Annotated in this window: 15 protein-coding genes; 7 read left to right on the top strand and 8 right to left on the bottom strand. The window is 48.4% G+C overall.

Annotation, left to right across the window (positions count from 1 at the left end):
• Nucleotides 1-44: 44 nt before the first annotated feature.
• The 3 genes from ureE to QUB16_RS14180 form a co-directional block, all read right to left on the bottom strand.
• Nucleotides 45-482 carry an urease accessory protein UreE gene (gene ureE / locus QUB16_RS14190; protein ID WP_333316948.1) on the bottom strand — a complete coding sequence of 146 codons (438 nt, stop codon included), beginning with the start codon at nt 480-482 and terminating at the stop codon, nt 45-47.
• Between the two features lie 430 nt (nt 483-912).
• Complete coding sequence (locus QUB16_RS14185; protein WP_333287392.1) at nt 913-1,404, bottom strand: DUF4168 domain-containing protein; 492 nt, start codon at nt 1,402-1,404, stop codon at nt 913-915.
• 282 nt (nt 1,405-1,686) lie between these two features.
• Complete coding sequence (locus tag QUB16_RS14180) at nt 1,687-1,944, bottom strand: hypothetical protein (protein WP_333316946.1); 258 nt, start codon at nt 1,942-1,944, stop codon at nt 1,687-1,689.
• Between the two features lie 253 nt (nt 1,945-2,197).
• Here QUB16_RS14180 and QUB16_RS14175 point away from each other — a divergent pair, with 253 nt between their 5' ends.
• Both QUB16_RS14175 and QUB16_RS14170 read left to right on the top strand, forming a co-directional pair.
• Nucleotides 2,198-2,701 (top strand): DoxX family protein, encoded by a 504-nt coding sequence (locus QUB16_RS14175; protein WP_333316944.1) that lies wholly within the window; start codon nt 2,198-2,200, stop codon nt 2,699-2,701.
• Nucleotides 2,698-3,192 (top strand): DUF4385 domain-containing protein, encoded by a 495-nt coding sequence (locus QUB16_RS14170; protein WP_333316941.1) that lies wholly within the window; start codon nt 2,698-2,700, stop codon nt 3,190-3,192. The genes QUB16_RS14175 and QUB16_RS14170 overlap by 4 nt, the downstream gene beginning before the upstream one ends.
• 462 nt (nt 3,193-3,654) lie before the next feature.
• On the opposite strand, the gene QUB16_RS14165 is transcribed toward QUB16_RS14170, so the two are convergent.
• From QUB16_RS14165 to QUB16_RS14155, 3 genes are all read right to left on the bottom strand, one after another.
• Complete coding sequence (locus QUB16_RS14165; protein ID WP_333316939.1) at nt 3,655-4,122, bottom strand: regulatory protein RecX; 468 nt, start codon at nt 4,120-4,122, stop codon at nt 3,655-3,657.
• 114 nt (nt 4,123-4,236) lie between these two features.
• A complete protein-coding gene (locus QUB16_RS14160; protein ID WP_015177612.1) occupies nt 4,237-4,647 on the bottom strand; it encodes an AbrB family transcriptional regulator in 411 nt (136 codons plus the stop codon).
• 91 nt (nt 4,648-4,738) lie between these two features.
• Nucleotides 4,739-5,017, bottom strand: coding sequence for a hypothetical protein (locus QUB16_RS14155; RefSeq protein WP_333316937.1), 279 nt, complete (start codon nt 5,015-5,017; stop codon nt 4,739-4,741).
• A gap of 1,365 nt (nt 5,018-6,382) precedes the next feature.
• Between QUB16_RS14155 and QUB16_RS14150 the strand changes: the two genes are divergently transcribed.
• Nucleotides 6,383-6,535: a hypothetical protein gene (locus QUB16_RS14150; protein WP_333316935.1), complete on the top strand. Its 153-nt coding sequence runs from the start codon at nt 6,383-6,385 to the stop codon at nt 6,533-6,535.
• Nucleotides 6,536-6,630: 95 nt separating this feature from the next.
• Here QUB16_RS14150 and QUB16_RS14145 read toward each other — a convergent pair whose 3' ends face one another.
• Both QUB16_RS14145 and QUB16_RS14140 read right to left on the bottom strand, forming a co-directional pair.
• Entirely contained in the window at nt 6,631-8,325 is a 1,695-nt protein-coding gene (locus QUB16_RS14145) for a CHAT domain-containing protein (RefSeq protein ID WP_333316933.1), read from the bottom strand.
• Between the two features lie 4 nt (nt 8,326-8,329).
• Nucleotides 8,330-8,584, bottom strand: coding sequence for a hypothetical protein (locus QUB16_RS14140; RefSeq protein WP_333316930.1), 255 nt, complete (start codon nt 8,582-8,584; stop codon nt 8,330-8,332).
• 1,414 nt (nt 8,585-9,998) lie between these two features.
• Here QUB16_RS14140 and QUB16_RS14135 point away from each other — a divergent pair.
• From QUB16_RS14135 to QUB16_RS14120, 4 genes are all read left to right on the top strand, one after another.
• A complete protein-coding gene (locus tag QUB16_RS14135; protein ID WP_333316928.1) occupies nt 9,999-16,331 on the top strand; it encodes a cadherin-like domain-containing protein in 6,333 nt (2,110 codons plus the stop codon).
• 150 nt (nt 16,332-16,481) lie between these two features.
• Nucleotides 16,482-16,688, top strand: a complete 207-nt coding sequence (locus tag QUB16_RS14130) for a hypothetical protein (RefSeq protein WP_333316926.1) — start codon at nt 16,482-16,484, stop codon at nt 16,686-16,688.
• Nucleotides 16,689-17,460: 772 nt separating this feature from the next.
• A complete protein-coding gene (locus tag QUB16_RS14125) occupies nt 17,461-18,414 on the top strand; it encodes a threo-3-hydroxy-L-aspartate ammonia-lyase (RefSeq protein WP_333316925.1) in 954 nt (317 codons plus the stop codon).
• A 26-nt stretch (nt 18,415-18,440) separates the two neighbouring features.
• Nucleotides 18,441-18,828: hypothetical protein (locus tag QUB16_RS14120; protein WP_333316923.1), on the top strand; the 388-nt coding region annotated here is incomplete at its 3' end.

The following is an 18,828-nucleotide window of genomic DNA, read 5'->3' as shown; positions in this document are numbered from 1 at the left end:
ATCGGTGGAAGTAAATCTAAAATCTAAAATCTAAAATCTAAAATCTAATGGCTGTGCCCGTAAGCGCCCATTTCTGGCTGAAACGGCACAATTTCCTCTGTTACTTCCAAACCCATTTTTTGTAGCATTCCCTGCAACACAGAGTCGGGAGAAAGTCTTAAATAATTATCGGCAATTTCTAAAGCTACGTGGCGGTTTCCTAAATGATACGCCGCCCGCATCAGTAGCAGCGGACTTGATGCCCGCGCTGTCAGCACCGATTCGGGTTTTGCACTTACCAGTACCAAACAGCTACCGTCGTCCGACTGCAATAAATCTCGATCGCGCAGTACCGTACCTCTGGGCAAACTCAGTTGGAGCTTTTCCCCCGTATTCGTCTCGAATCGGTGGCGGCTGCGAGTGCGATCGTCCGCTGTCATTGGTAAAGTAAAGCTGACAACAGCATCGGGATTTGCAGGTAAATGTTTTGTGAATGTTAGCATTTTTATATTCTATTCCTCAGAGCAATTCACTTGACATTGACTTTTTGAGGAATATCTTTTTTATAGCCGAAGGAATAAGGAAGAGCGAAGTTGCCATCTTCAGCTCATGTTTCAGAAATTAAAAACGTTTTAATCGTCTTGGCGATCGCTATATCTCATTCCGATTTACAGCCCGTTGAAAAATATTCATCTCTCTGCCCGCTCCCGTTCTGGCATTATTACCAAATTTATGTTATTTTGTCAAGCACTTTATCGCAGACGATCGCTTTTTTTTCAAAAAATTTTGCCTACCGTCTAGGAACTCGAACAATTTAAATCTCCAATATATTGTTGGGGGGAGGTAGCGCTTAGGCATCCTGCCTGCCCTTAACAAGCTTTTATGGAGAAGTCTAATAGAACGGGAGAGGAAGAAAGACTCAAACCCTCAAGCTTATTGATTGCCCGCTTGTTGCAGTCGCAGCAGCTCGGCTTGAATTTGCTGTTTTACTGCCGGGTCTGCTTGCTGGAGCAAAGTGATCTGGTTGAAGCGACTAACTGTCAAACCATAGGTTTCGATAGCTTTTTTAGCTTGTTGGCAGTAATTCACTGCGATACCACGAAAATTTCCAGACAGCCTGTTAATTTGCTGAGTTTCGTTGCACACTACTCTGGGAACCGAGCCTCCAGCCATTTTTTTAATTTCGTTATAAGCTTCCACCCGTCTGGGTTCTATTGCCAACACAGCACGAGCGTAGCTAGTAATTTCTTCGCTGCTAATCTCTTGAGCTTGGGCTGCTGCTCCGAAAACGAGGTTTGGGGATTGTCCATACAAACCGGGGGCCCATCCGCTAGCTAAAGCTGCAGCAGAAATGATGCCTGCAAACAGCGATTGTCGCAGCATCCGGTTTAGGCGAAATTTAGAGGTGTTGGTTGAGGTGTTCATGGTCGTCGGTGATTGCTTACGTGGAGATAAAAATGACACAGCGCTTGGAGGCTCAATCTTTTTGAATAATGTGGTGGCTAAAAAGTTCCTGCCGTTGGTGACAATTTTGAATTCCACCAGGAGGGTTGGGGAGTTGCTAGCACGATCGACTTTTTAGCAAATGCGATAATTTCATTCATTATAACATCTGTGGGAAGTTGACAAAATTCAAACTTGAGAGCCTAATTTTAATTACAGAGCGTTCACGAATTGCCTCTGGCAATAATTCTCACAGCGCAAATATTAAATAATTCTAAAAGTTATTGACAAATTACTCCCCTTAATTCTTCTAATCAAGGTACGCGCTAGCAAAGCTATCTTCCCGCAAGGGTTCGGTGAAGGGTAGGGAAGCGTCTGGAAGGCTAGGTCAAATTTAGCAGTAATCGCACTCATCAATTGCGGCGAGGATTTATTTAATGTTAAGCGATGGCGCATTTGTCGATCGAGAAAATCCCCCACTGGTTTGGCTGCTGACGAAGCCCGAGCCGGAACAAAAATCATGTTTCACTACCCGAAGATAGAGACAGCAACAGGGCACTAGACATTAAAATCTTGGTATCAAAATGCGCGCTAGCTGTTTTTGGCACTCAACGCGCAGGCCTTCGATTCCAGTTCTCGCTTCCTCCAGTTTGGGGCTGTGAAAACTTGTCTGGGAGTTACCCAGAAACCTGGTTTTTCTACGAAATAAAATCGTTACAGCCAGCAGCCAGAGTAAAGAAACCCGGAAAGCGGGAATGTTGGGGGGTCAGTTTTCTTGTCATCTCGATCGCAAATAGCGAATTTTGGCAAGCATTCTCGCAGCAATTTAACAATTATTAATTACCGATTGCCCATGAAAAGTCAAAAAGAAATTTGGCGAGTTATTCTCGCAGTAGCTATCAGTATTGTAGGCGTGCTGCACTTTGCAGTACCCGCACCTTTTATCAGAATTGTGCCGCCCCAGCTTCCTTACCCGGAAGCCTTGGTTTATATCAGCGGTTTTTTCGAGATTTTGGGCGGAATTGGGCTGTTAGTTCCTCCTGTGAGCAGGGCGGCGGCGTGGGGGTTAATTGCCTTGTTTATTGCCGTGTTTCCAGCTAATATCAATCAAGCCGTCAACAACATTCCGATAGAAGGGATTCCCCACAACCAATTACTGTATTGGTTCAGGCTGCCTTTTCAAGCTGTCTTGATTGCTTGGGCCTGGGTTTATACCCAACCAGACGAAGGTAAACCCCGGGCTTCTATAGTTCCAGATAGAACAGAAAACGCCCGATGAAGCAGTTCGACTACCATGCGGATTTTAAGAACATCGACTTTCGACAGCACCCGGAACTTTATCGGGTAGGGAAAGGAGAACAGGGAGTGCTGTTGGTTGAACCCTACAAAGGAGAAATTCTGCCTTTCTGGAGATTTAAGACTCCTGAAATTGCCAGGGAGTCCAGCAGCAAAATTTACTCCTTGTTTTTAGAGTATCTCGATGCCGATGATTTTGTGGGAGCCGACATGGCCCGCAAGTTCTTGCAGATGGGGTATACTCGATCGCGTCGCTACGCCAACCACAAAAGCGGTCGAAAATACCAGCAAAACCCTCAGAAACTGAAGTCTGTTGCAGAGCAAACCGCAGCTCGAAAAGATATTTTGCCCCTACAAGCAGATCCGGTGAAAGCAGAATCCGCCGCCATTTTTCAAGAGAAATGGATGCTGGCCAAAATCAATGAGAAATATCTCCAGCTTTTAGCCAGACACCGGCAGATGTACGAATCTTAGTTATTGACATACTCCCCTGCCTAAAGGCGAGAGGATTCTTAACACTTCATCGACCAATGCTACCGAAGTAGTCTTACGAGCGCCTCCATGTTCATTTTAAGTCGTGGCAATGCCCTATCCCGACTATATGTATCGTTTTGTTTAAAAAACATTAACAATACTTTGTTTTGCTTCCAGGTTGGATTTTAACCATTGCCCTTGGGTCTTTCCCTATTACTGGATCAGTCCCGGTTTCAACTCAAGATGAGTATATATCGCTGCAATCTTAGGTGGGGATTTCAACCAATTAAACTATAGCATAAAGCCGTCCTAAAAGGACGGGGCTGGCATCCCATTTTCTCGGTCAACGCACTCGGATTGACACACATTTACAAAAACTCAGGACTTACACTTTAGCCCTGTCGGCAGCAGTGTAGTTGTGCTTGCCTATCTGGGCCGCACCTATTGGCGTGGCCCTACTATTTACTCATCTTCTTCTTCTGTTTGCCACTGTCGCCAAATTTCAAAGGCATTAAAGCCCCTGTATTGCAGGTAATTCAAGACTTTGCCCTTGGTTTTGGGATCGGCTTTACCCCAAGTATCGATCTTGTATTTCCGCATGACTTTGGCTTTTAATGCGGCCAGTTTTTCTGCTTCGGAGTCCTGATTTTCGGCAATTTCTTCTTCCCAGACTTGCTCGAACAAATCGTTGGTAATTCCTTTTTGCAGGCACTTGCGCTTGATGGCAGACTTCCCGTATTTGCCTGCACCAGAGGCGATCGAGTTTGCCACCAAGCGAGTGTCGGACTGATAGCCGCGGTCTTGAATTTGCGCGATCGCCTCCAATATTTCCTCATTGCCAAAACCTTTCTCTTGCCCCTTTTTGCGAAGTTCAGAGGCACTGTAGTCTTTGCGGGACAAGAGAAAATAGAAATAGTCAAGACAGCTCATCAGTTAAATCGAAGGGTGGCGCGCAAATACTCGTGTAGCGAATGCCAAATCCAGTCGCCTTGCTATCGGCTGACTGCATCACGCGCGGCGAAGCTATCCCGCAGGGAATCGCCTTTATTCTTCTGTATCCTCCTCTTCATCATCCAATTCCACATCCGGTCTGTCCACATCGATCTGAATCAAGCGAATGTGCTTGTATCCGAGCTTAATTTCAAACTCGTCTCCCGGCTTTAATCCCATTTCTTGGGTATAATTTGCCCCGATCACGATCGAGCCATTCTTGTGAACGCTAGCTCGATAACTCGCTTCTCGCCCGCGTCCGTCTGCTTTAGACTTCTCTAGCTCAATGCCCTTAGCAGCTAACACTGCATCGTAAAACTCAGCCAGATTAATCCGGGTTTCTCCACTTTTGCTGACCGTGAAGTAGCCGCAAAGCTTTGCAAGTTCTCTGCGTGGCAAATCACTGCCTTTGATTTTTTGAAGCAGACCTTTTCCTGTTAAGGGTGCTGTAGCTGTTTCTGCCATTGACCGTACCTCGCTTATTGGACTTTACTTATATCAATTACAACACATTAGATTAACTTTGTTTCACTGTCAATACTAATAATTCTGAATATTAAGATTCTGGATAAATTTCTGCGGCCTCAAGACCGGGGGTGCAAGTAAGGATGCTCGAAGGGCGATCAATTTGCCGATCGCGGCCCAAATCCTTGCGTAAGCCTCTCTTGCGATCGCGCGGGAAATTATTGTCGCAAATTAAATGCTTTACTTTTTTACAGTAAAGTCTGTTCCCTGCATTCACCAATCCCCGATTGTGTCTGTGGTCAAGGTAAAAACAAGACAGCCATGAATCGAAATACCTAGAGCGCGGCCGCTGCAAATCTCCCGACAGCATTTACCGGCCGGGGTTAACTTTTACCTCAACAAGGGGAGGCAGCACTTGTTCTCGATGCCCCTGCCAGCTACTTGCACGCACCAGTTTACAAAAATAATCCAACTGTAGGCCCGTGCTCGAAACCCTTATGGAATAAGTCATTCCCAATTCTTCAAGTCTTTAATCTAAAATCTAAAATCTAAAAGGGTATAAACCCTGTTTTTCGGGCTGGAAATCCCCTCAAAACCCCAAATACCAACGACCAATCTTCTATTAAGGTGTTGGGCATATAACTTCCACAGAACGCAGTCTGGGGAAGGCAATCCGGTAAAAATTACAGGAAATTTCACCTCTTCCTTGAACGGGTTTTAGCTTAAACCCGACTCAATGGGCGCGGCGGCAGAAACATCGGGCAGCCACTAAGAGGGGAATAGTTTCGATCGGGCGAGATTGCTTCGCGACTCTTAACACTTCGCCACGAATCAGTAGATTTCTAGGGGGAACTGGGGAAAATCTTCCTCCTGCGGCCCCAAGCCAGAGAACTTGAGGTTATTTCCACAGGGGAATTGAAAAAGACCGAGTTAAATGCACAACAGCTTAAATGTTTGATGCACTACAAATTAGCAACGGTTCCCGACATGGAGTTTGCATGGAAATGTATTGGTTTCCACTCGTGGCCTGTAAACTGCCATACTCTCAAAATTTATGCACCAACGGGAGGGGCGCGTCAATCGATTTTAGATTTTAGATTTTAGATTTTAGATTTAAGCCTTGACCCCACGGATAAATTCGGGGCGCCTTTATCGGATACAGGTTTTTTATTTCACCGGTCCTGAGTCTGCTTTCGGAATGAATCCGGGGGCGGGTATCCTGGATGCGAGGGGGTCAAACTCACAGCCGCTTCCATAATTAATTATTGTGAAATAAGCGCGCTGAGGGTGAGGACGTTCTTAATTGTGGCAACTCTGGCTTTTATTGTCTTGTGCCGAATGACGAATGCTCCCGCTGCCGAATCAGCCCGCTCAAAAACGCATACAAGCCACCGACTCCTGTCGTGGAGAGATCAAAATTTTAGAGTCTTGTTCCACTTCCCAGATTTATCTGTGGAGTAAATTTAAAATCTCAAATCCTTCGACTCAGGGCTCAACCCGAAGTCTAAAATCTACAATCGACTGACGAATTCTGTATTAAGCAGTCCCGGACTTACTTTCTCGACGAGAAACCCGGTTTCTTCCTCGATGCTTGGTGGCGCTGCTGCTTGTTTTCGGTATAGCAACCGCCAAGACGGCGCCGGACGATATCGATTGCTGAAACCCTCGCTCTCATTACGTCTGCCTCCTGCCTCCTGCCTTCTGCCTCCTGCCTCCTGCTATAAAAACCGGTTCGATGAACGTAAGTCCGAGATTCGATCGAGCAGTATACTTTCGATCGCGAATGGCCAGCGGCAGCCGATCGCGAATGGCCAGCAAAAACCCCACCCAGTTTGGAGCCGGGCCAAGGGGGTCTAAATTCAGCATTGCAGTGGGCGATCGCTTTTAGGAATGAAAAATAAATAAGGTGACTAATAGAGCAATAGTTGACCTTGGATCAAGGCTTCTGGGGTTTAATTATGCAAGTTATTAATTTTTCCTTCCTTAGTGACGTTGTTGCAGGTAATTTTGCGACAGGGGAGTGCGTACCGCCGGCAGTAACTCTTCTGGTTTCGTGCTTCGGTTCGAGTGCCGCCACCCAAAAAAGCCAGCACTCAAAGCAACGGGCAACAAGCAAAGCATCAGGGCCACAGATTTTTTCAACCCCGGTTTTTTTAACGGTTTCTGAGTCGCTGCAGCGGCGCGAGTTGCTTGGATCGCCGCACACTCAGAATGAGGAATAGAGGACGGCGAAGCCGTCGGTGAGTTCGGTGAATTAGTAGCATCGGGTCGATCGTTCTGGTGAACCCAATCCCTGCGATCTTTTAATTGGTTGGGATATTCCCAGACTTCGCCGTCAGAATTGTCTGACTCATGCGATCTATTGGCTGGGAGTGGGGGGTATTGGGCGATCGCCGAAACCGAAGACGCAGCCTTCCATTCTGTACCCGCGAGCGCCGGTTGCGTTCCCGACCCGATTATGTGCACCATAGAACCGGAGGTCGCGCTGTGGGCTGGGGCGCCGGTCAAATAGCCGTCAAAGTCCGGGTGCTGGTAGAGAATCGGCAAAGCCCAGTATAGCTGGTGAGAACCGTAGGCAGAAATTAGCCCAGCTCTGGCCCGGCTCAGGCTGAGATCGACTGGATAGCCTTGATTGAGGTTGCGGTAAAACAGCCGCGTCAGAGTTAGGGCTACATCGTCGGGGATGCTTTCTGCCATTGCTAGCACTGCCGGAATGCCCCGCTTGACTAGAGCTTCGGTTAAGTTCCGTTCCGGGCTGTCGTCCGCGAGGTCTGAGGGGTCGCCGTAGGCGCCGCGGCAGGAGTTGAACACGGCCATCTGAATACCGTTGTTAACGAGCAATCCAGCTAAGTCGTCGCCACTGAGGGTTTCGGTTAAGCCGGTGCGGCTGCTGACTAGGTAGAGTTCGCCACCTCTGGAACCTAAGTTGCTGTGGCCTGCGTAGTGCAGGACTTGGTAGTGTCCTTGTTCTAGGGCTTGGGTAAGTTGTTCTCGATCGGGCTGTTCGAGAATAGTCAGTTGAATTTCCGGGCAATGGGGGCTGTTTTTGAGAGGATGACCGGTGCGGTTTTGGAGTTCTTGTTGCAAATGGAGCACTTCTCGCTTAAGCTGCAAGCTGTCTCGATCGCTCGGAGAGGCGATCGCCATTAAAATTTTTAGTGGCCCGCTACTAGGCAGTATCCGGGTTTGTTTGAACAAACTTGTACCTGGTTGGTAGCGGGAAAACACGACATCGGTGCCGGTTGCCAAAGGGCGATCGCCCGCGTGCAGCACTTCCCACGGCAGACGCGGCAAGCGCCGGCCTTTGAGTCCGAGTCGCAGTTGCAGCACTTCTCGGCGGTGCTGGGCGATGCCTTGAGCGCAAGTCCAGCTATCGCGCAAGTTTCCTTGAAACAGCCCACTGTATAATTGTTGCCCCAGGGCTACTAAATTGGGCCCTGAGTTGTTTCCCGAACGGGAGAGGCTGCGACCGGCAAAACTGTTTCCCTGTACTGCTTTTCCTTGGAGCAAGCCCACCAGCGGGTCGTTCATCAGTTGAGCAGACAGTGCAAGCCATTCGTCGATCGGCCAGCGGACTTGTTGTTCGGCTAAGGGTACACCGGGTGCAACCCTTTCTGTCCGCACTAGATATTCGTCGTCCCCAACAGGGGTGACTGAGAGTTGAAATTCCTGGCTCACGGATTTAGCGCCCTCCCGCCTTAATTCTGAATTTGCCTGCGTTTTTGCGGCTAGCAAGAGCGATCGGCAAAATAATTTTTACTCTTTCTATCAAAGTTTCTGAATGCGCTTCCCCCGATCGGGCGATCGCTAGCGTCATATATATTTGTTCAAACACTTTGAGGATATAAAAGTTGTACTTTAATAACAGTTTATTAGTTTTGATTGCCCTGTGGGTCGGTGAAAGCCGAATTTTCTGCAATCTTTGTATCTTTAACATTTTGCACCTCTACCGCAGACCCCTTTAGATTCGTCGTGAACTTGAGTTTCTCATTGCTGAGTAAAGTTAAATTGGAGGCACTTTACCAGGCGGATCTCTAGTTCTTATTAAAATTACTTCGGCTCCCGCCAGCCGGTTTCAGGGTAATATCTCCGGGAAAGTTGAGTATTTTATTTTTTTTGGCGATCGGTCGATCGGTCTTTAGGGCTTATCCTGTACCACCAACCCCCCATGTGCAATCTTGATTTTGTGTCAATTAATTAATTGGTCAGCCCTGGGTTCTCATCCGTAAGCCCTCCGCCCTCATCCTTAAGACCTCAGTGGCGATCGATTATCGATAGTTGACCATCGATAAATGCTAATAACTTATTGCTAATTTCCCGCTTTTATGATATAGGAAACTTTTAATTTAACTCTCTTAATCTAGTTAAAGTTAAGCAGCAAAAATAAACTTAACCCGCCAAGAACTCTCAACAATACAAGGCAAATCAAATTATTCCGGTACTCTCCAGCAACCATCATTTTTGGCATCTAGAGGATTACGCCTCATCAGGCCGGTTTCTCGGAGAATTATTGGATTTGGTAGCGAAGCCTCTACAAAGGAATAGGGTTGGGCAGCCGCGCCGTGGGTCGTGCCCGCTCAAAATGCCGAGCTTGCAACTGTCACCAAAAACGACTCCTGCGTGTGATACTCTTTTTGGCAAAATTTTACAATCTGTCTTGAGATAGATAAATTTTGGCAGGGTTCTTAGGATTAATCTGAAGAACAAAAATTCTCAGTTCGCGATGTTTCCTCAAATCGAGAGAAAATTTTGCAACTAAAAATTAGAACAAATATTTGGCCGGGCGAATTATCTAAATTTCTAATTAATCATCGGGAACTAAAATTAGGAGGGTGCGGTCGTTTAGTCAAGAGATTCAAATCCTAAGTCAGGGAAGGATTTGTCAAAGCTGGGAGTGTTACAAAACTTCAATACACCCAGCCTAGATCGGAAAAAAAGCAAGGGTAGAATTTGGGGGATACAGGTTTTGGGTAGTTATTTAGGAGTTGTCAGTTGCGAGTTTAAATTCAGCTAATTCACTGTAGAAATTACGTAGAAACTCTACAATAAGGGGCCCTGCGGCGCAGCTTACGGTAGAAATTACGGAGAACATCTCAAATGCTCGGCGCTTCGGCGCAGTAATTACAGTGTAGGTTGCGGCTCATTAATTTGGGTACGCAATGGCCGAATAGAAAACTCGCAACCGAGCGAAAAAAACCTTGCCGTTTAAGTGGCATCTATAATAGTAAAGATGAGGAAACCAGCTCCTCTAGCAGGCGAAAGCATGAAGGAAAAAAAAAAATCTTCTGCCACATCCTGTTTGCTGATAAATTGATTCTAAGAAGATTACCATTTTTTGGGAAATATCAACAATGGAACCAGACGTAACGTTGTTAGAAGAAGGACGGGGAACACTTTTTCCCGCTCAAACTGAAACACAAAATCCAGTCGGGGATTTAGGCAACAACAGCTCTACAATTTCCGATGAGGAGTTAGCCGAGTTAATTCAGATAGCGATCGCCGAAAACACCGAGGGCCTTAGGGACAAATTGCCAGCTCCGTCTAACGGCGTACTGGAAGAAGGTGCTCCTGATGACAGCCAAATGGCGGAATCTAACGGCGTACTAGAAGAAGGTGTGGGGGACATAGATGACTTAGACGATGGCCGCGGCATCGACGATCGCCGCCGAACCGTCGTCGGTAGCGATGAGGATGACCTCATTGTCGCCACTGGCGATAACGAGGAGATATTCGGCAAGAAAGGCAAGGACAAAATCAAAGGAAACCGTGGCAAAAAAAATAAAATCCTCGGCGGTAAAGATGATGACGAGTGCGAGGGCGGCGATGAGGATGATGAAGTAAGGGGCGATCTCGGCAAGGACACCGTTAAGGGCGGCAAAGGCAAGGACACCCTTAAGGGCGGCAAAGATAACGACACCCTTTTTGGCGGCAGCGACGACGACATCTGCGAAGGCGATGACGGCGATGACTGGGCCCACGGCAACGAAGGAAAGGATACCGTTAACGGCGGCGTCGGCAACGATACCGTCTACGGCGGCAAAGGCAACGACGATTGCAAGGGCGACGAAGGCAACGATAACGTCCGGGGCGACGCAGGCAACGATACCGTTAGCGGCGGCACAGGCAACGATACCCTTAACGGCGGCAAAGATAACGATACTGTGAGGGGCGATGCCGGCAGCGACGTTTGCAGTGGCGACGACGGCGACGACAACGTTAGCGGCGGCATCGGCAATGATACTGTGAGGGGCGATGCCGGCACCGACGTTTGCAGTGGCGACGAGGGCGACGACAGCGTTAGCGGCGGCACCGGCAATGATACTGTGAGGGGCGATGCCGGCAGCGACGTTTGCAGTGGCGACGAGGGCGACGACAGCGTTAGCGGTGGCATCGGCGACGATACCCTGATGGGCGGCGACGGCAACGACAAGTGTGAAGGCGACGACGGCGACGACAGCGTGATGGGCGGTGCCGGCGACGACAGCGTGATGGGCGGTGCCGGCAAGGATACCCTCGTGACTGGCGACGGCAATGACATGGCAGACGGTGGCGACGGCGACGACAGCGTTAGCGGCGGCGGCAACGGCGACGATACGCTGATGGGCGGCAACGGCAACGATACGCTGATGGGCGGTACTGGCAACCATACCTGTGTCGGCGGTGCTGGAGCTGACGTTTATGTCGTGAGTAACAGTACCTCTGGGGCAAGTGCAGTCATCGCTGACTTCGCAGACAACGACGACAAGTTTCTGCTGTTTGGCGACTTGAACTTTAGCAGCTTGACCTTTATACAAATCGGTGTCAATACCGAAATTCGGGTCAATAACTTCGCCTTGGCGCTATTGTTGAATGTCAACGCAACGCTTATCACTGCGGCCGACTTTTTGGAAGTTAATCCTCAAACTCAAACTCAAACTCAAACTCAAACTCAAACTCAAACTCAAACTCAAACTCCAACTCCAACTCCCCCTCCGATTTTTAACCCTCCGCGAGTGGAAGCTAATAATAGCTTGACTGCTGGTTCCAGCGGCGGCGAGCAAACTATTACTCGTGAGTTGTTGCGGTTTGTCGATGACGAGCAAGGTCCTGGCGGCACAGTCTTCAAGCTAACCGAGCTGCCCGATGCTACAACCGGCCAACTATTGGTGAATGGAGTCCCAGCACAAGTCGGTTCTACCTTCTCTCAAGCAGACATTAACGCAGGCTTGGTGAAATTCAAAGCGGCAGTAGGTTTTGTCGGTGCGCTTAGTTTTGGTTTTGAAGTTAGCAACGGCAGAAGATCGGCCACCGGCCAGCGTTTTAGCTTGAATGTCGAGCGAAATGTCTTTAAGTTTGCTGGCACTACAGAAGCTCAAGTTATTGTCGGTTCTGCGACGCTGGATAACGACATAGAAGGCAGCGATGGTGACGACGACATTACAGCCGGCACAGGCAAGGACAAAATCATCGGTGGCAAAGGCAAGGACAAAATTAAAGCAGGCGATGGCGATAACGATATCGACAGCGGCGATGACGATGATGATATCGAAGTCGGTAAAGGCAACAACAAAATCATCGGTGGCAAAGGCAAGGACAAAATTAAAGTCGGCGATGGCGATAACGATATCGACAGCGGCGATGACGATGACGATATCGAAGTCGGTAAAGGCAAAAACAAAATAAAAGGAGGCTTGGGCAAGGACAAAGTTAAAGGCGGCGATGACGATGACGATATCGACGGTGGCGATGACGATGACTCGATCGACGGTGGCCTCGGCATAGACAAAATCATCGGCGGTAGTGGCAATGACACATTAACCGGAAATGAGGGCGATGACTCGATCGAAGGCGGCTTCGGAACCAATAATCTCAGTGGGGGTAATGGACGGGATCGCTTTATTTACCGCACTTCCCGCCAAGAGATTCAAACAGTTGTAGAAGCTGACTTTATTACTGACTTTAATGTCGCTGACGATATTTTAGAGCTTTCTACGGCAGCTTTTGGTAATCTCAGCGTTTCTAGTTTGACCCGACTGGAGATTACTGCTACTTCTACTGTGGGGTCGATCGGCAGCGCTAACTTGCTCGATTTCAGCCTGGATACCACTGTTAACAGCATCGCTTCTTTGCAAGCGCGGTTTGTAGCTTTGGGTGGCAACCTAGACGCGCCTACTTTCTGTCAGTTTATAGATGCCACTACCGGCCGTGCTGTACTGGTATTTGCTGTTGGGGCGCGCTTTGAAATTGTTACCAGTTTCTCGGCGAGCATTCGCCTGCAAGTCAGTAACTTTGTCTTCACCGGTACGCCACTAAATATTCCTGTCGGTACTGCTGGTGCTGACAATGTGGATTTCACCACTTCTCCGGCCCCAGTTAATTACGATGGTTTAGCAGGCGATGACAAGATTGTCGGCAGCAATTTTAACGATAGCCTCAAGGGTGGCGACGGCAACGATACCATCACCGGCGGCGTCGGTTTGGATGTCATAAGCGGCGGCACTGGTTCGGATCTGTTTGTTTACAGGACAACTAAAGAAGGCGGCGATAAAATTTCCGACTTTACTGTTGGGGTAGACAAATTCGAGTTTAGCGCGAGCGCTTTCGGCAATTTGACTACGACTAACTTTGACGGTGTTAGCGGGGTTTCTCCTGACATTACTGGCAAAGAGTTAGTGATTTTCACAGGCGGAAGTTATGCCTCTTTGGAAGCTGCACAAGCTAAAGCCCTGGGCAATTCTACAACTGCTGGTTTCTTCGCATTTACTAATGCGTCGAACGAGACTGTGTTGTATTTTGACTCGAACGGTACCGTGGCCGGTGGTTCGACGCTTATTGCTTCCTTGGGTACTGCTGCTAGCAATCTGGGAACGGCGGACTTTGTATTTACAGGTACGATCGCCTCTCCTGCTGGTACTACTACCAACTCAGGCAGCATTGTCGATTTAACTGCTGCAAATGCGGGTACTTTCGCGACAGCCGCATTTAACAACTTCGGTTCTGGTGCTGGCGGTTACAACTTCACCACTCCTGTCTTATTTACGGGCAATGACAGTGCTAACAGCGTCACCGGTACGGAATTTGCTGACATCATCAACGGTGGTGGCGGTGCAGATATTATCGACGGCGGCAGCGGTGCTGACATCCTGGGCGGCGGCAGCGGTGCAGATATTCTGACTGGCGGTGCTGGTGCGGATCTGTTTGTTTACAAAGCAACAGGCGAAGGCGGTGATACAATTACTGACTTTACCTCTGGGGTAGACAAATTCCAGTTTGTCAGCGGTGCTTTCGGCAATTTGACTACGACTAACTTTGACGGTGTTAGCGGTTCAACTCCTGACATTACTGGCCAAGAGTTAGTGATTTTCACAGGCGGCAGTTATACCTCTGTGGAAGCTGCACAAGCTAAGGTTCTGGGCAATTCTACAACTGCTGGTTTCTTCGCCTTTACTAATGCGTCGAACGAGACTGTGTTGTATTTTGACTCGAACGGTACTGTAGCCGGTGGTTCGACGCTTATTGCGAATCTGGGTACGGCTGCTAGCAATCTGGGAACGGCGGACTTTGTATTTACAGGTAGCATCGCATCTCCTGCGACTGGTACTACTACCAACTCAGGCAGCGTTGTCGATTTTACTTCTGCAAATGCGGGTACTTTCGCGACAGCCGCATTTAACAACTTCGGTTCTGGTGCTGGCGGTTACAACTTCAGCACTCCTGTCTTATTTACCGGCAATGACAGTGCTAACAGCGTCACCGGTACGGAATTTGCTGACATCATCAACGGTGGTGGCGGTGCAGACATCCTCAGCGGCGGCAGCGGTGCTGACATCCTGGGCGGCGGCAGCGGTGCAGATATTCTGACTGGCGGTGCTGGTGCGGATCTGTTTGTTTACAAAGCAACAGGCGAAGGCGGTGATACGATTACTGACTTTACCTCTGGGGTAGACAAATTCCAGTTTGTCAGCGGTGCTTTCGGCAATTTGACTACGACTAACTTTGACGGTGTTAGCGGTTCAACTCCTGACATTACTGGCCAAGAGTTAGTGATTTTCACAGGCGGCAGTTATGCCTCTTTGGAAGCTGCACAAGCTAAAGCCCTGGGCAATTCTACAACTGCTGGTTTCTTCGCCTTTACTAATGGGTCGAACGAGACTGTGTTGTATTTTGACTCGAACGGTACTTTAGCCGATGGTTCTACCTTGATTGCGAATCTGGGTACGGCTGCTAGCAATCTGGGAACGGCGGACTTTGTATTTACAGGTACGATCACGTCTTCTGACACTGGTACTTCTCCCACGGGCACTACTACCAACTCAGGCAGCGTTGTCGATTTTACTGCTGCAAATGCGGGTACTTTCGCGACAGCCGCATTTAACAACTTCGGTTCTGGTGTTGGTGGCTACAACTTCAGCACTCCTATCTTATTTACCGGCAATGACAGTGCTAACAGCGTCACCGGTACGGAATTTGCTGACATCATCAACGGTGGTGGCGGTGCAGATATCCTCAGCGGCGGCAGCGGTGCTGACATCCTGGGCGGCGGCAGCGGTGCAGATATTCTGACTGGCGGTGCTGGTGCGGATCTGTTTGTTTACAAAGCAACAGGCGAAGGCGGCGATACGATTAGTGACTTTACCTCTGGGGTAGACAAATTCGAGTTTAGCGCGAGCGCTTTCGGCAATTTGACTACGACTAACTTTGACGGTGTTAGCGGTTCAACTCCTGACATTACTGGCCAAGAGTTAGTGATTTTCACAGGCGGCAGTTATGCCTCTTTGGAAGCTGCACAAGCTACAGCCCTGGGCAATTCTACAACTGCTGGTTTCTTCGCCTTTACTAATGCGTCGAACGAGACTGTGTTGTATTTTGACTCGAACGGTACCGCAGCGGCTGGTTCTACCTTGATTGCGAATCTGGGTACGGCTGCTAGCAATCTGGGAACGGCGGACTTTGTATTTACAGGTACGATCGCACCTTCTGCCAATGGTACTTCTCCGACTGGTACTACTACCAACTCAGGTAGCGTTGTGGATTTAATCACTAATCCCGGTACTTTCCCGACAAGCGGAGTTAACAACTTCGGTTCTGGTGTTGGCGGTTACAACTTCACCACTCCTGTCTTATTTACAGGAAGTGCGACAGCTAATAACGTCACCGGCACTGAGTTTGCTGACATCTTGAACGGCGGATCGAGTGCTGATATTTTCAACGGCGGTGCAGGTAACGACAGCCTCTTCGGCGGTGGCGGTAACGACTCTTTGATCGGTGGCGACGGTAACGACTCTCTCAGTGGCGGGCCTGGTGCTGACACCCTGATTGGTGGATCGGGTAATGACAGCTTCTACTACAACAACTTCGGCGAGGGCGCCGTGGGTACTAACGTAGACCAAATCGGCGATTTTACGGTCGGCCAAGACAAGTTTATCTTCCAAATCAATGGCTCCAACGGCTTCCCCAACTTGAGGGTAGTGCCAGATACGAATCGACTTTCTTCGCAGGCGTTCTTGGCGCTTGAGAGTGGGACTTACAACGGGAGTGTTGGTCCAGCCGGGGCAGGCCCGTCAGAGCCGTTCGTCTTTTATGAAAATGAAACTGGACGACTAGGATATGACTCTAACGGTGTTGGTACTGCTGACGGAGTAGTGACGCTGGCAATTCTGAATGGCAGACCGGGCCTTACGGCTGCTGACTTTACCCTGATTTAATTTGGGTAAAAGTGGGTGGGGTGGATTCTGAAACATCGCCCTACCAACTCTCAAAACTAATTGTGTTATGTTTCGAGCTGGGGATATCTATGCCTGGCTTTTTTGTGGGCATAGGGCAATACGGTTCTGTTAAGGAAAATTGTAGCGAAAATGTTGGGTTTCGTTCCTCAACCCAACCTACGCACTGTGTTTGAAGCAACTTTAACCGGGCCGTCCATCATGGCTATCTACGAGGGTTTGTCTACTAAACTGTATTACGATAGCAACGGTTCTACGGTTGGCGGTAACAGTTTGTTTGCAACTGTCAATAATGTCGATTTAGGAATTTCCGGTAATACTGAATTGTTCTTGTTCTAAACGGCAAGAATCCTAATCGGGATATCGGTACGGTTAGGGACACAGCCATGCTGTGTCCCTACAAGATACGGGTAAGGACACAGCCATGCTGTGTCCTTTTTTTTGGTAATTTTTAAACAATTTAGCTGCTATTTTTTGGGTAGGGAAGCCGCATTGCCGTGTTCTCTTTTGCCTTGTTGTCGATGCTTGGAGTCGATCGCACTCGCGAGGGCAATTTCACCATCCAATCCAGTTTATTTTACCCGTTATATCCATGCCGGTTGTATCGGAATGATTAAACCGCAGAGGACACAGAGGATACAGAGAAAGGGGAGAGAGAGATGAATAATTCCGATGCCAATGGATTTGATATTACCTGAAATGTTGCACCATTCTCCAGAACAGGCTTTCCGGCCTGTTCCACAATAAAATTCACTCTTTGTGGAACAGGCCGGAAAGCCTGTTCATAAAAAGCTTATTGAGAAGGGTGCAACATTTCAGATATTACCCAAAATCATGACACTGCGCCGCGCCGTTTCCCTACAATTAATCGGGCGGTGGTTAAATTTGTATTCATTAATCCCTCTCCTGTGCAAGTACAAACGCCCTTTAATTTTTGATAGTAAATTGTCATAAGTTTGATTTTAGTCCACAGCTTTTTCAACCATTAAGCGCAACCGCTAATGATAATTATTAATCAGCTTATGATAAAAATTTATAGTTTAATGGTAGGAGTGAAGCGGGCAATGCCCACCCTACAAATACAGTCCTCGATCGCCCAAATCTAAAATCTATGAGTGCCCAAAATCCCTTGTCAGTCTGTTTCGCGGATGTGGAGGCGGCGGCAAAGCGCTTGCAGGGCAAGGCTTTCAAGACGCCGGTGCTGACTTCGGAAACTTTCAACAAACGCACAAATTCTCAGGTATTTTTCAAGTGCGAGAACTTTCAGCGCACGGGTTCGTTTAAATTTCGGGGTGCTTGCAATGCTTTGATGCAGCTATCTGAAGCTGAAAAACGGCGGGGAGTGCTGACTTTTTCTTCGGGAAATCACGCGCAGGCGATCGCCCTTGCCGCCCAGTTGTTACAGATTCCTGCTACTGTTGTCATGCCGGCAGATGCGCCAAAAGTCAAGCAAGAGGCGACTCGCGGCTACGGTGCAGAGATTATTTTGTACGATCGCACTCAAGTTGCGCGGGAAGAGTTAGCCGCTAAAATTGCCGCAGAACGACACTTGACAATTGTTCCTCCTTATGATAATGCGTGGGTGATTGCGGGACAAGGTACGGCGGCGCTGGAATTAATCGCAGAAGTTGGGGAGTTAGATTTGCTGCTGGTTTGCTGTGGCGGCGGGGGTTTGCTTTCCGGGTGTGCGATCGCCGCAAAAACTTTGTCTCCGCAGTGTAAAGTAATTGGGGTAGAACCGGAGCAAGCAGACGATGCGGCGCGATCGTTCCGCACGAAAACGCTACAAACTGTTACTAACCCGGATACGATTGCTGACGGTGCGCGCACACCATATCTGGGGAAATTAACCTTTCCTTTGGTGCTGCATTATGTTGATGATATGGCAACAGTTTCCGAAGACGCAATTCGCAGTACAATGTTTTTTATGTGGGAACGGATGAAGATAGTTGTTGAACCGACTGGAGTGTTAGCAGCGGCGGCTTTGCTTTCAGGTGTTGTGCAGGCTGAAAATGCGAGAGTTGGGGTGATTGTTAGCGGGGGAAATGTCGATTTTAGTCATTAGCTTGCACTTTTTCAAGAACGGGCAAGATGCCCGTTCCACAAGAGAGGAATTTTATTTTTGATTGTGGAACAGGCATCTTGCCTGTTCATCTTCCAAAAAAGATGAATTTGATTGTGGAACAGGCATCTTGCCTGTTCATCCTTCCAAAAAAGATGAATTTGATTGTGGAACAGGCATCTTGCCTGTTCATCCTTCCCAAAAAGATGAATTGGATTGTGGAACAGGCATCTTGCCTGTTCATCCTTCCCAAAAAGATGAATTGGATTGTGGAACAGGCATCTTGCCTGTTCATCCTGCCAAAAAAGATGAATTGGATTGTGGAACAGGCATCTTGCCTGTTCATCCTGCCAAAAAAGATGAATTGGATTGTGGAACAGGCATCTTGCCTGTTCATCCTGCCAAAAAAGATGAATT

Source organism: Microcoleus sp. D3_18a_C4, from assembly GCF_036702415.1.
Classification (GTDB): Bacteria; Cyanobacteriota; Cyanobacteriia; order Cyanobacteriales; family Microcoleaceae; genus Microcoleus.
Note: the sequence above shows the minus strand (reverse complement) of the source record. Positions and strands in the feature narration are given on the sequence as shown.

Coding starts and splice junctions, on each gene's coding strand:
- ureE (WP_333316948.1), bottom strand. CDS start 482: ATGCTAACATTCACAAAACATTTACCTGCAAATCCCGATGCTGTTGTC.
- QUB16_RS14185 (WP_333287392.1), bottom strand. CDS start 1,404: ATGAACACCTCAACCAACACCTCTAAATTTCGCCTAAACCGGATGCTG.
- QUB16_RS14180 (WP_333316946.1), bottom strand. CDS start 1,944: ATGATTTTTGTTCCGGCTCGGGCTTCGTCAGCAGCCAAACCAGTGGGG.
- QUB16_RS14170 (WP_333316941.1), top strand. CDS start 2,698: ATGAAGCAGTTCGACTACCATGCGGATTTTAAGAACATCGACTTTCGA.
- QUB16_RS14165 (WP_333316939.1), bottom strand. CDS start 4,122: ATGAGCTGTCTTGACTATTTCTATTTTCTCTTGTCCCGCAAAGACTAC.
- QUB16_RS14160 (WP_015177612.1), bottom strand. CDS start 4,647: ATGGCAGAAACAGCTACAGCACCCTTAACAGGAAAAGGTCTGCTTCAA.
- QUB16_RS14155 (WP_333316937.1), bottom strand. CDS start 5,017: ATGCTGTCGGGAGATTTGCAGCGGCCGCGCTCTAGGTATTTCGATTCA.
- QUB16_RS14150 (WP_333316935.1), top strand. CDS start 6,383: ATGAACGTAAGTCCGAGATTCGATCGAGCAGTATACTTTCGATCGCGA.
- QUB16_RS14140 (WP_333316930.1), bottom strand. CDS start 8,584: ATGTTAAAGATACAAAGATTGCAGAAAATTCGGCTTTCACCGACCCAC.
- QUB16_RS14135 (WP_333316928.1), top strand. CDS start 9,999: ATGGAACCAGACGTAACGTTGTTAGAAGAAGGACGGGGAACACTTTTT.
- QUB16_RS14130 (WP_333316926.1), top strand. CDS start 16,482: ATGTTGGGTTTCGTTCCTCAACCCAACCTACGCACTGTGTTTGAAGCA.
- QUB16_RS14125 (WP_333316925.1), top strand. CDS start 17,461: ATGAGTGCCCAAAATCCCTTGTCAGTCTGTTTCGCGGATGTGGAGGCG.